The organism is Streptomyces otsuchiensis (assembly GCF_004305975.1).
GTDB lineage: Bacteria > Actinomycetota > Actinomycetes > Streptomycetales > Streptomycetaceae > Streptomyces > Streptomyces otsuchiensis.
In genome coordinates this window covers 1-11,638 of sequence record NZ_BHZI01000191.1, presented here as the reverse complement: position 1 = coordinate 11,638, position 11,638 = coordinate 1, and the positions used below count along the sequence as shown (strand labels likewise).

General features: G+C 70.6%; 12 protein-coding genes. 6 read left to right on the top strand and 6 right to left on the bottom strand.

Going from position 1 to position 11,638, the window contains the following annotated elements:
• Positions 1-159: 159 nt before the first annotated feature.
• From E0D90_RS17955 to E0D90_RS28630, 3 genes are read right to left on the bottom strand one after another with little or no spacing between them, the layout of a single operon-like run.
• Entirely contained in the window at positions 160-408 is a 249-nt protein-coding gene (locus tag E0D90_RS17955) for a hypothetical protein (protein WP_130799245.1), read from the bottom strand.
• A 33-nt stretch (positions 409-441) separates the two neighbouring features.
• Positions 442-834: a hypothetical protein gene (locus E0D90_RS17950; protein WP_130799244.1), complete on the bottom strand. Its 393-nt coding sequence runs from the start codon at positions 832-834 to the stop codon at positions 442-444.
• A complete protein-coding gene (locus tag E0D90_RS28630) occupies positions 831-1,049 on the bottom strand; it encodes a DUF7848 domain-containing protein (RefSeq protein ID WP_103501686.1) in 219 nt (72 codons plus the stop codon). The genes E0D90_RS17950 and E0D90_RS28630 overlap by 4 nt, the downstream gene beginning before the upstream one ends.
• 364 nt (positions 1,050-1,413) lie before the next feature.
• Here E0D90_RS28630 and E0D90_RS17945 point away from each other — a divergent pair, with 364 nt between their 5' ends.
• Positions 1,414-2,250, top strand: coding sequence for a helix-turn-helix domain-containing protein (locus tag E0D90_RS17945; RefSeq protein ID WP_103501687.1), 837 nt, complete (start codon positions 1,414-1,416; stop codon positions 2,248-2,250).
• The gene (locus E0D90_RS17940) at positions 2,247-2,453 is read left to right on the top strand and encodes a DUF397 domain-containing protein (RefSeq protein WP_103501688.1); all 207 of its coding nucleotides are present in this window, start codon (positions 2,247-2,249) and stop codon (positions 2,451-2,453) included. Before E0D90_RS17945 ends, E0D90_RS17940 begins: the two co-directional genes overlap by 4 nt.
• Positions 2,454-2,556: 103 nt before the next feature.
• Here the strand turns inward: E0D90_RS17940 and E0D90_RS17935 are convergent, their stop codons facing one another.
• A complete protein-coding gene (locus E0D90_RS17935; protein ID WP_130799243.1) occupies positions 2,557-3,402 on the bottom strand; it encodes a DUF1206 domain-containing protein in 846 nt (281 codons plus the stop codon).
• Positions 3,403-3,599: 197 nt separating this feature from the next.
• On the opposite strand from E0D90_RS17935, the gene E0D90_RS17930 reads away from it, so the two are divergent.
• On the top strand, positions 3,600-5,030 hold the full coding sequence (locus tag E0D90_RS17930; RefSeq protein ID WP_130799242.1) for a S28 family serine protease: 1,431 nt from the start codon (positions 3,600-3,602) through the stop codon (positions 5,028-5,030).
• A gap of 103 nt (positions 5,031-5,133) precedes the next feature.
• Here E0D90_RS17930 and E0D90_RS17925 read toward each other — a convergent pair whose 3' ends face one another.
• On the bottom strand, positions 5,134-5,634 hold the full coding sequence (locus E0D90_RS17925) for a hypothetical protein (RefSeq protein ID WP_130799241.1): 501 nt from the start codon (positions 5,632-5,634) through the stop codon (positions 5,134-5,136).
• Positions 5,635-5,875: 241 nt separating this feature from the next.
• On the opposite strand from E0D90_RS17925, the gene E0D90_RS17920 reads away from it, so the two are divergent.
• From E0D90_RS17920 to E0D90_RS17910, 3 genes are all read left to right on the top strand, one after another.
• Complete coding sequence (locus E0D90_RS17920; RefSeq protein WP_130799240.1) at positions 5,876-7,297, top strand: aldehyde dehydrogenase family protein; 1,422 nt, start codon at positions 5,876-5,878, stop codon at positions 7,295-7,297.
• Between the two features lie 72 nt (positions 7,298-7,369).
• Entirely contained in the window at positions 7,370-8,308 is a 939-nt protein-coding gene (locus tag E0D90_RS17915; RefSeq protein ID WP_130799239.1) for a helix-turn-helix domain-containing protein, read from the top strand.
• 528 nt (positions 8,309-8,836) lie between these two features.
• Positions 8,837-9,448 (top strand): hypothetical protein, encoded by a 612-nt coding sequence (locus E0D90_RS17910; protein ID WP_130799238.1) that lies wholly within the window; start codon positions 8,837-8,839, stop codon positions 9,446-9,448.
• 122 nt (positions 9,449-9,570) lie between these two features.
• On the opposite strand, the gene htpG is transcribed toward E0D90_RS17910, so the two are convergent.
• The gene (htpG, locus tag E0D90_RS17905) at positions 9,571-11,490 is read right to left on the bottom strand and encodes a molecular chaperone HtpG (protein ID WP_130799237.1); all 1,920 of its coding nucleotides are present in this window, start codon (positions 11,488-11,490) and stop codon (positions 9,571-9,573) included.
• Between the last annotated feature and the right edge of the window lie 148 nt (positions 11,491-11,638).

The following is an 11,638-nucleotide window of genomic DNA, read 5'->3' as shown; positions in this document are numbered from 1 at the left end:
GTTTGAGGGTGATACGGGTTTCGGTGTCGAGTTCGAGGCGGGTGAGGCCGCCTCGGTGTTCGGCGAAGGTGACGCGGGTGGTGTCGCCGCCGAGGTTGAGGTAGTCGCCGATGCGGATGTGGTCGGCGGGCAGGCGGAGGGCGTGGGCGCGGAGGTGGGTCATGGCCGGCGGGTCACCGACTTGGCGGCCGGGTGCTGCCGCAGGGCCGCGTTGAGGGTGGTGATGTCGTCGCGGGTGAGGTTGCCGAGGTGGACGAGGTAGGCGGGGCGGCGGCAGCCGTCGCAGGGGTCGAGGACATCGATGTCGTCCAGACGGACACCGAGGTCCTTGATGTGGTTGAACAACTCCCTCGCTGCGTCTTCGAGTTCTTCCCGGTCGGAGTTGGCGAAGCTGATGTCTTCGAACATGGCTGTCTCCAAAGAGATCGGTACAGGGGGCGTTCAGATTGCGGGCAGAAGCCTGCGAGTGGTGGCGTCGCGGTGGATGGGCCGGGCGGAGAGCGAGTAGAGGACCTTGATGTCCCGGCCCTGGCCGTGGATGCGGTCCGGTCCGCAGGCGTTGGCGCTGATGGGCTGCCCATTGGCCAGTGCGGTGAGTTGAATGCGCTGGTGGGCGTGGTCGGCGGCCCACTCCCGGAAGACGTCGGCCGTGGCGCCGAAGGGTGGTTCGTGGCCGAGGGCGTCGGCCAGGCGCAGGGCCTGTTCGCGCAGCCAGGCGAGCGCGTGCTCTGGGCTGTGGGTTCGTTGGGTGCTCAGGCGCCAGGTGTCGGTCAGGTCCACGGACCGTGCGACCGCTTCGCACCAGTAGCCGTCGACGTACCGTCCGGCACTCACGAGCGAAGCCTTACGAGGTACGGGGTGGAGCTGAGTTCGCGGTAGACGGTGTGGTCCGGGTGGTCCTCCCAGTGGAAGACCACCCACATCATCGCCGCATCACCCGTCTCAGCCCGAGGACCCATCTCCTCGCACACCTCACACTGCGCACGGAACACCAACGGCCCGCTCGTAGGCACGAGATGGAACCGGGCAAACCGGTAACCGCCGCTCACCGCTGCCTCAGCACCTTCAAGTGCGCCTCGATCTTGCGACCCAACTCTTCCGAGCGAGCGACAAGTTCGGCCAAAGAGAGCGGTGGCGCGTCACCTGCGGATGCGGCCGGAGGCTCCGGCTCGTCCACGGGTACGTCCCTCGTCACCGCTGCACTCCCGCACACCACACGTCGTCGCACGGGTGTCCGATGACGTTCTTTCGGCCCCAACTTGGGGTGGGGTGTCGTACCAGGTGGCACCAGTCGTTGAGCCGATTCTCAGCACACACGACCACTCCTCTCCGTAGTGCTGTCACTACCAAGCGGATTCAGCGTCCTCTAGAGTTGGCCCTTCTTCAACTTGTTGTGGGAGAAGGGAGAATCAGATGAATCGACGGGAACTGACCCCAGACAGCTCTCCGCAAGCGGCGTTCGGTGCGCGTCTGCGCAGGCTGAGGGAAGCGAGGGGGTGGACTCAGGAGGAGCTGGCTAGCCGCATGGGCTACTCCGGCACGCACATCTCGGCCGTGGAAACTGATCGCAAGCTTCCGACTCTGCGCCTCGCGCGCAGAGCGGACCAGGCTCTCGGGCTAGAGAGGGCCGAGGACAACTTCGAGCGTCAGTGGCGCGAGATTCAGCACGGTGCTCTTCTGGAAGGGTTCGCGGAGTACGTCCGCCACGAGGGCAGGGCGGCAGAGATGCGGCTATACGAAGTCGGCGTCATCCCCGGCGTGCTTCAGACTCCGGAGTACGCAAAGGCCCTCACTGCACGCGCGGTTGAGCGAGGTGCGATCACGCCGGAGCAAGGCATCGAGCGGCTCGCGCTCGTAGAACAACGGCAGGCTGCCCTCGCCCGGACTCCGCCACCGTTGATGTTCGTGGCACTCGACGAGAGCTGTCTGAGACGGCCAGTCGGTGGCCCTGGGGTGATGGGCGACCAGTTGGCGCGCCTGGGCGAGTTCGCCGCGCTTCCCCACACTGTGCTCCAGGTCGTCCCCTTCGACATGGGCGACCAGCGGCCGCTGAGCCTTCCCGTGACCATCCTCACGCTCCCGGACCGCTCGCTGATGTCGTACGCGGAGTCAGCTCAGCGTGGTCACTTGGAACGAGACAACAAGTTCGTTCTTCCAGTGCTCGCGGCTTACCATCAGCTACAGGCCGCAGCGCCCTCGCAAGCGCAGTCCGTTGCCATGATCGAGCAGCTACGAAAGGGCACATCGTGACTTCCGAGCCCCCCCGTTGGTTCACGTCCTCTTACAGCGAGAACGGCGGCCAGTGCATTGAGATTGCCGCTAACCTTGTCGCCTCGCACGGAGTCGTGCCAGTCCGCGACTCCAAGAACCCGGGCGGTCCGGCCCTCGCGCTCCCGGGCAGCGCGTTCGCCGCGTTCGTGGATGGGGTCAAGGCGGGCGAGATCACCAACTGAGCGAGTGCCGTCAGACCGACAGGCCCCATCGTGCGTGTCACGCACGATGGGGCCTCTCGCTGCCGTCCTCGGTCCGTCCGGCTCTGGTGGCGGCTTCCGGGCTTCAGACGCGCTGCCAGCGGGACATGGCCAGGGCGAAGAGGCCGAAGAGGGCCAGTCCGACGGCGACCGCGACCAGCAGCCACGGCCCGGCGGGGGTCTCGGCCAGTGTGCGGAGCGCGTCGTCGAGGCCCTTGGCCTCGTCCGGGTCGAACTCCAGGGCGGCGCGTACCACGAAGACGCCTGCGGTGGCGAAGACCAGGCCCCGGGCGAGTCCGCCTGCTACGCCCAGTACGTCGATCGCGCGACGTGCGGTGCGCGGGGTGCCCGGGCGCAGGTCCTCGCGGAACTTGCGCATGAGGGCCCGCCCCGCGATCCACAGCCCGGTGCCCAGCACCGCGACCCCCGCCGCTCCCACCAGCCAGGGGCCCGCGGGCCACTCCATGGCCCGCGCCGTCATGTCCCGGGACTGCTCGTCGCTGGAGCCGCTGCCCTGCTGACCGGCGGCGAAGGCCAGGACGGTGTAGGAGGTCATGGCGCACAGCGCGGCGCCGCCTGCCGCCGGTATCCGCTTCTTCGCCGACCGGCCCTCGGGTCCCGAGGTCCCGAACACGGCTTCGGCGAGCCGCCACAGGGCGAGGGCCGCCACACCGCAGCCCACCGCCCACACCAGTGCCGCACCGAACGGCTGGGAGGCCAGCTCTTCCAGGGCTCCGCCCTGGTCGGCCTGCTGCCCGTCGCCCTCGAAGGCGACCCTTACGGCGACCACACCCACCAGGAAGTAGATGACCGCCTGGGAGGCCAGGCCGGCCCGTGCCAGCAGCCGGAAGGGCTTGCTGCGCGCCGCGTCGTGCGCGGTCTCCTTGGCCTTCTCAGCCCCGGCCCTGCCGCCGGTCAGCGTTCCGCTCATCGTCTTCTCCCTGGGTCGTCCCCGAAGAGCCACTGCCCCCGGCCCACCACCGGAAACGCCGCCCGGAAGCGCCCCGGCCCGGAGCGGGGGCGAACGGGAGACGGGACGTGCGCCGGGCGACGCCCTCCCGACGTGTTGGCAGGGATCCGCCAGCGACTCAACGGCCACACCCGCTTACGAGTTGTTACGTTCCCCGAGTGATCTCGATCAAGAAGCGTGCATCTCGGCGCACGAAAACGGCACAACTGACCGCCCTCGGAATCGTCGCGGGACTCGGCGTGGCATCCCTCGCCGCCGGACCGGCGGCGAGCGCCGCAGAGGCGGACATCGCGGACCGTCTTCAGGCCATACCCGGCATGTCCCTCGTCGAGGAGAAGCCGGCCACCGACGGCGACCGGTTCTTCCTGCTCGACTACACCCAGCCCGTCGACCACCGCGACCCGGACGGCGACACCTTCGAGCAGCGGCTCTCGGTCCTGCACACGGACGACGGCCGTCCCACGGTCTTCGCCACCAACGGCTACTGGCTCAACCCCAACCCCGCCTACAGCGAGCCGACCCAGCTGCTGGACGCCAACGAGGTCGGTGTGGAGCACCGGTTCTTCGGCACCTCGGTGCCCGACGAGGACGACTGGTCCACCCTCGACATCTGGCAGGCCGCCACCGACCACCACCGCGTCCGCCAGGCCCTGGACGGGGTCTACGACCAGAGCTGGATCGCCACCGGCCGCAGCAAGAGCGGCATGGCGGCCGCGTACTACAACTACTACTACCCGGACGACCTCGACGGGACGGTCGCGTACGTCGCGCCGAGCAACCCGGACCGTGAGGACACCGGCCCGTACGACGAGTTCTTCGAGACGGTCGGCACCCAGGAGTGCCGCGAGGCCGTGGAGCGTGTGGCGCACACCGCGCTCCAGCGCCGTCCCCAGCTCCTGGAACTCCACGACCGCTGGGCGGAGGCCAACGACGCCACCTTCGACACCGTGGGGAGCGCCGACGCCTCCCTCGAAGTCGGCATCGTCTCGCTGCGCTTCACCTTCTGGTCGTACGGCGGCGGGGACGACTGCCTGGACGTGCCCGAGCCCAAGGCCGACGCCCAGACGCTCTTCTCCTACATCGAGGAATGGGTCGGCTTCGGCGCGGACTTCGAGCTGGAGCCCACGGCGCCGTACTACTACCAGGCCGGCACCCAGCTCGGTAACCCGCTGTTCAACGAGGAATACCTCGACGGGATGCAGCAGTACCCGGAGCTGCGCTACTCCGGCGCCTTCGTCCCGAACCGGATCGACATGCCCGAGTTCGACGACAGCGAGGTCATCGCCGTGCACGACTGGGTGCGCGACGAGGGCAGCCGGATGCTGTTCGTCAACGGCGGGAGCGACCCGTGGAGCGCCAAGCCCTTCGAGATCGCCGACCCCGAGGCCCAGGACGCCCACGTCCTGACCGCCCCCGGCGCCAACCACTCGCAGGCGTTCATCTCCGCGCTGTCCGCCGGTGACCGGGCCACGGCCACCGAAGCGCTGCTCGACTGGGCGGGCGCCGACGCCCCGGCGGATCTCGTGGCGGCCGGTGCCGCGTCCTACGACGCGTCGCTGGACCACCCGGAGCCCGGCCGGCTCCCCTGACCGAGGTCCATGAGTGAACGGTGGGGCCTGGTGGTGCGTGTGCGCCACCGGGCCCCACCGCGTTGCGACGCACCACGTGACGCACGACTTCGGCGGGCCCGGGTCACCGGCCGAACAGCGAGGTGCAGACCTCCCTCAGCTGCGGGTCGAAATGATCGTGCGCCGCCTCGCAGAGGCCCGAGGGCCGCAGTACCGTCTCCGGATTCTCCGGCGCCCGCGGCGTCCGCTGCGGCACCGTGCGGGGAGCGGGTGCGGAGTGAGGGGCGGCGGTCGGCCCGGGGCTGGGCGGTGCCATCCGTGGCCCGGACGGGGCGGTGACCGGCAGGCGCCTGACCGACGGGTCCTCCCGCACCGGGGTGAGGCTCTCCTGCGGCTCCGGGGACGCGATCCAGGCCGTGGGCGGGAGAACGGGTCCCATGGCCACGCTGGTCCGGCCCGTCACCCGTTCCGTCACCCGCTCCGCCGGGCGGTCCGGCTCGGCGGGGGAGGGGAGGGTAAGCCAGGCCGGCCGGTCCGGGCGGGAGACCTCCGGCTCCGCGCCGGACACCCCGCAGGCGGCCGTGATCGCGGTCAGGGGCAGCAGGAGAAGCAGTCGTCGCGCCATACTCCGATCCTCTCCGGCCTCACCCCGCGCACGGCCGTTCGTATCGCGGCGCCCGGCGCCGAACGTCCGGCTCCCAGGGTGGTAACGCTGGTACCAGGCACCGTTCACCCAGGAAGAGCACGGCCTGGAACAGGCTCCGCCACACCGCGAGGCTGGTGGCACACCCCATCGAAGGCCCGGTGGCGGAGTGCTGCCGACGGGAGCGCGCCGCCGCCCGGCCCGTACGGCCCGAGGAGTCCCCGTGCGTGAACACACCACCCTGTACATCGACGGCGCCTGGAGCGAACCGGTCGACGGCACCGTCCTCGAACTCACCCACCCCGCAGACGGACGGCCCAGCGGCAGCGTCACGCTCGGCGGCGCTGCCGACGTGGACCGCGCCGTCACCGCCGCCGCCCGTGCCTTCCGCACCTACTCCCGCACCACCCCACAGGAGCGGATCGCCCTCCTGGAGCGCGTCCTCACCGAGTTCGACCGCCGGGCCGAAGACCTCGCCCTGGCCGTCACCGAGGAGATGGGCGCCCCGCTGACGCTGGCAAGCGGCGCCCATGTGCCCGGCGGCCGGTTCCAGATCGCCACGGCGATCGAAGTGCTCAAGGAGTTCGCCTTCACCGGCCTGCACGGCGACTCGGTGATCCGTCACGAACCGCTCGGCGTGGCGGGGCTGATCACGCCGTGGAACTTCCCCGTGCTCCAGGTGGCCGGCAAGACCGCCTCGGCGCTGGCGGCCGGCTGCACCGTGGTCGTCAAGCCCGCTGAGATCGCCCCCCACTCCGCCGCGATCATCGCGGAGATCATGGAGGCGGCCGAGGTGCCGCCGGGCGTCTTCAACCTGGTCCACGGCTCCGGGGCCGTGGCCGGGAACGCGCTCAGCTCCCACCCGGGGGTGGGCGTCGTCTCCTTCACCGGCTCCCTCGCCACGGCGCGGCGGGTCACGACCGCCGCCGCCGGCACCATGAAGCGGGTCCACACCGAACTCGGCGGCAAGTCGGCCCATCTCCTGCTGCCCGACGCCGACTTCGCGACCGCCGTGGACTCCGTGCACCAGTGGATGATGTCCATGACCGGCCAGCTGTGCAGCGCACCCAGCCGCACGCTGGTGCCACGAGCGCGCGTGGACGAGTTCCTGGCGGCCCTCGTGCCCTCGCTGGAGGCCCTGAACATCGGCGACCCGCGACTGCCGGAGACCGGGATGGGGCCGCTGGCGTCCCACGCCCAGTGGGAGACCGTCCAGCGCTACATCAAACTGGGGCTGGAGTCCGGCGCGCGGCTGGTCACCGGCGGCCCCGGCAGGCCGGAGGGCTTGGAGCACGGCCACTTCGCCCGCCCGACCGTCTTCGCCGACGTCGACAACGGCATGACCATCGCCCGTGAGGAGATCTTCGGGCCCGTGATGTCGGTGATCGCCTACGACACGGTCGAGGAGGCCGTCGCCATCGCCAACGACTCCGACTACGGACTCGCCGCCTACGTGGTCGGCGCCGACATCGACCGGGCGCGCGAGGTGGCGGAACGGCTCGACGTCGGGTACGTCTTGATCAATGACGCCGAGTTCGACTGGACGGCGCCCTGGGGCGGCTACAAGCAGTCGGGCAACGGCAGGGAGTTCGGGCCCGCAGGCGTCAGCGGGTACCTGGAGACCAAGGTGGTCCGCGGCGGCTGACGGTCCAACCGCCGAGCGTCCGCTCCACCTGGCGTCCCGGGCCGGTCCGAACCGAGTGAAGTGAGGGCGAGCGTGTCAGAACTGGGCGAGTACCTGCGGGCGTGCCGGGCCCGGGTCCGGCCCGAGCAGGTGGGCATGCCGTCCTCCGGCCACCGTCGCGTGCCCGGGCTGCGGCGTGAGGAACTGGCCGCACTCGCGGGCGTCAGTGTCGACTACGTGGTGCGCATCGAGCAGGGCCGGGTCGGCACCGCCTCCGCCGAGATCCTCACGGCGCTGGCGCGCGCGATGCGCCTGGGGCCCGACGAGACGGACTACCTGTTGCGCTGCGCCGAGCAGCCGGCCCGGGGCCGTGCGGGCACGGAGGGAGGGCGGACCGCCGGAGGCACCGCGAGTGCCTCCGGCGCCGGGCGGCAGCGCGTGGCGCCCGCGACCCGGCTGCTGCTGGACTCCATGAACGGCGTGGCCGCCCTCGTTCTCGGGCGGCGCATGGACGTCCTGGCCTGGAACAGCCTCGGCGCCGCGCTCCTCACCGACTTCGGCCTGCTGCCGGCCTCCCGGCGCAACCTGATCCGGCTCGCCTTCCTGGACCCAGCGGTACGGGAGAGGTACCTGGACTGGGAGCGGGTCGGCGAGGAGTGCGTCGCCTACCTGCGGATGGACGCCGGCCGCTACCCGGACGATCCGGAACTCGCCCGGCTCGTCGGGGAACTCTCCATGAAGGACGCCGACTTCCGGCGCTGGTGGGCGGAGTTCCACGTGCGCGCCCAGCGAAACGGCCGCAAGCGCTTCGCACACCCCGTGGTCGGTGAACTCTCCCTGGAGTTCCAGGTGCTGGACATCCGCGGCCAGAGCGACCAGATGCTCGTGGTCTACGCCGCGGAGCCCGGATCGCGCTCCGCCGAGGCGCTCGCCTTCCTCGCCGGATGGACCGGCGACACCCCCGCGCGCGGCCCGGCCGACGCACCCGGCCCCAACCGGGAGCTGGACACCGGCACCGGCCGCCCCGACTAGGGTCTGCCGTCAGAGCGAGCCCGGGCCGTGGCCCATGGTGCCGTGACGCGACCGCCACGAGCGCTCCGACGCCGTGGCGGGACGACCGGCCGGACCGCTCAGGCAGATCACCCCCATGCAACTCGGCGACCCGCCTCCGTACCAGTCACGTGATGGTCCGGACAGGGTGCGCGGTCGTGGCAGGTCGGCCCGCGCGCCCGCCGGGCAGCCGCCGCTGCGGCCCAAGATCGGAACGTGGCCGAAGACGCGCGGGGTCACGGCTCTCACGGGGGCGGCCGACGCGGTGGACGCCTGGATGTGCGGCACGCGAGGGCGACTGCCTGGGGAGCTTCGTCCGGAGCGCTCGGTGTGATCGGTGGCGCGTCGGGTCGGGGGTGGTGCTATCAGGCCCAACTCGACGGGTGTGTTTGAGGGTTGGGGTTGTCTGCGTGCGGCGTGTCGTCCCGTTCGGTCGCCTCCGGTGCCGGAACCCTGGGAGGGACGAGGGCCGGGGACACCGGCCGGAGACGTTGTGAAGGTGGTCAAGGGATGCGTGGCACTCGCGGTACAGGCGTGCGGTCGGTCGCGGTGGCGGCGGCGGCGGTGCTGGCCCTGTCGGCGTGCGGGAGTGACTCCAGCGACGGGGAGGCTTCGGAGCCGGCCACGGAGCAGGGCCAGGAGGAGCCGGAGGGGCAGCAGGAGACGCCGGAGGGCGAGAACACGGACGAGGGCTCGGAGAGCGATGCTTCGGAGGAGTGGGTCAGCGGTTCGCCCCTCACGGGAATCTCGGTGGAGGAGGGCGAGGACTCCGACACGGTCATCCTGGAGTTCGCGAACGCGGCGCCCGACTACCTCGGAGACGGGTACGTGGACCGTGTCGCCCGTGGGGGTGACCGAAGCGAGGAGTCGTATGACGTCGACGGCGACGTGTACCTGTTCCTCCGCCTGATGGAACAGAGCGCCTTCGAGAGCGGTGAGATGGAGGAGATACAGGAAGTGAGGACGGACGGGCGGGTCGCCCACGTCTTCCCCCACGGGCAGTTCGAGGGTGAGAAGAACGTGGCCATCGGAATCGAATCCGAGAACGGCGAAGAGCCCGGCTACGACATCACCACCGAGGAGAGCACGATCGTGATCGAGATCTCGGCCGACTCCCGCTGAATCCTCCACGCCTCGTCGCGCCGAACGCGCGGGGCCATGGTGGGCGCCCGGCCCCGCTGCCGTCCTGGGGACGGAAACGGGGCCGGGTGGTGCCAGTGCGTCGCGGGGGTCAGGTCGCGGGGTCAGAGACCGGCCGCGAGCCGTCCGGCGAGCAGGCGGCTGAAGCGCGCCGGGTCGGCCAGTTCGCCGCCCTCGGCGAGCAGCGCCATGCCGTAGAGCAGCTCGGCGGTCTCCCCGAGCCCGGCGTCCTCGGCGTTCGCCCCGTGGGCGTCACGGAGCGCCGTCACCAGGGCGTGGTCGGCGTTGAGCTCCAGGATGCGCTTGACCGGCGGCAGTTCCTGACCCATCGCCCGGTACATCTTCTCCAGCGTCGGCGTGACGTCGTTCGCGTCACCGACGATGCAGGCCGGTGAGGTCGTGAGCCGCGAGGAGAGCCGGACCTCCTTGACGTCGTCACCGAGTCGGGTGCCCATCCACTCCAGGAGCGGGGCGAACTCCTCGGTGCGGCGCGCCGTCTCGCCGTCCTCCTCCGCGTCGTCGGCCGCCGGGTCGAGGTCGACCTGGCCCTTGGCGATCGACTGCAGCGGGGTGCCGTCGAACTCCCGCACCTGGTCGACCCACACCTCGTCCACCGGGTCGGTGAGCAGCAGCACCTCGTACCCCTTGGCGCGGAACGCCTCCATGTGCGGGGAGCTCTCCAGCCGGGCGCGGGACTCGCCGGTGAGGTAGTAGATGTGCTCCTGCCCCTCCTTCATGCGCTCCTTGTACTCGCGCAGGCCGGTCTCGGTGTCGGCGTCGTGGGTGGAGGGGAAGGAGGAGATCTCCAGGACGGTCTGGCGGTTGTCGGCGTCGGAGATCAGCCCCTCCTTGACCGCGCGGCCGAACTCCCGCCAGAAGGTGCGGTAGCGCTCGGCGTCCTTGACCCGCAGCGACTTCACGGCGGAGAGGACCTTCTTCACCAGGCGGCGGTGCATCAGCTGGATCTGCCGGTCCTGCTGCAGCGCTTCGCGGGAGACGTTCAGGGAGAGGTCCTGGGCGTCGACCACGCCCTTCACGAAGCGCAGGTACTCCGGCAGGAGCGAGGTGCAGTCGTCCATGATGAAGACCCGGCGGACGTAGAGGTTCACTCCGCGCCGGGCGTCCTGGTGGTAGAGGTCCACCGGCGCCCGGGAGGGCAGGAACAGCAGCGCCTGGTACTCGAAGGTGCCCTCCGCCCGGGTGTGGATGGTCTCCAGCGGGTCGGACCAGTCATGGCTGACGTGCCGGTAGAACTCCGTGTACTCCTCGGCGGAGATCTCCTCGGGGGAACGCGCCCACAGCGCCTTCATCGAGTTGACGGTGTCGGTGACGCGCGTGGTCTCACCGTCCTCGGTGCGCTCCACCTCCATCCGGATCGGCCAGGGGATGAAGTCCGAGTGCTGGCGCACGATCTCGCGCAGCGTGTGCGCGGCGGTGTAGTCGTAGAGGTGGTCCTCCTCGTCGACCGGCTTCAGATGCAGGGTGACCGCCGTGCCCTGCGGGGCGTCCTCGACCGTCTGCAGCCGGTAGGTGCCCTCACCCTCGGACTCCCAGCGGGTGCCCTCCTTCTCACCGGCGCGCCGGGTCACCAGCGTGACCCGGTCGGCGACCATGAAGCTGGAGTAGAAGCCCACGCCGAAACTGCCGATGAGCTCCGTCGAGCCCGAGGCGTCCTTGTTGTCGTTCGCCTCCTTGAGCTTGCGGGCGAACTCGGCGGTGCCGGACTTGGCGATGGTGCCGATCAGCGCCACCACGTCCTCGCGGGACATGCCGATCCCGTTGTCCCGCACAGTGAGGGTGCGCTGCTCGACGTCGGGCTCCAGCTCGACGTGGAGGTCGGAGATGTCGGCGTCCAGGTCGCTGTCCCGCAGCGACTCCAGCCGCAGCTTGTCCAGGGCGTCCGAGGCGTTGGAGACCAACTCCCGCAGAAAGATGGACTTGTTGGAATAGATCGAGTGCACCATCAGCTGCAGCAGCTGGCGGGACTCCGCCTGGAATTCGTGGGTCTCGACCGTGCCGGTCACGGCGTTCCTCCTGGGTACTCGGTGCGTGGAGCGGCCTCGGCGTCCCGGTCGGTCCGGAACGCCTCGTCCGCGGTGGGGCGTCGTCGCGAGGTGCGCGCCGCGGCCCACCGGGCGATCCTGCCCCGCCCAGGCGTCCGCGCGCCACCCG

Coding starts and splice junctions, on each gene's coding strand:
- E0D90_RS17910 (WP_130799238.1), top strand. CDS start 8,837: ATGCGTGGCACTCGCGGTACAGGCGTGCGGTCGGTCGCGGTGGCGGCG.
- E0D90_RS17945 (WP_103501687.1), top strand. CDS start 1,414: ATGAATCGACGGGAACTGACCCCAGACAGCTCTCCGCAAGCGGCGTTC.
- E0D90_RS17925 (WP_130799241.1), bottom strand. CDS start 5,634: ATGGCGCGACGACTGCTTCTCCTGCTGCCCCTGACCGCGATCACGGCC.
- E0D90_RS17955 (WP_130799245.1), bottom strand. CDS start 408: ATGTTCGAAGACATCAGCTTCGCCAACTCCGACCGGGAAGAACTCGAA.
- E0D90_RS17935 (WP_130799243.1), bottom strand. CDS start 3,402: ATGAGCGGAACGCTGACCGGCGGCAGGGCCGGGGCTGAGAAGGCCAAG.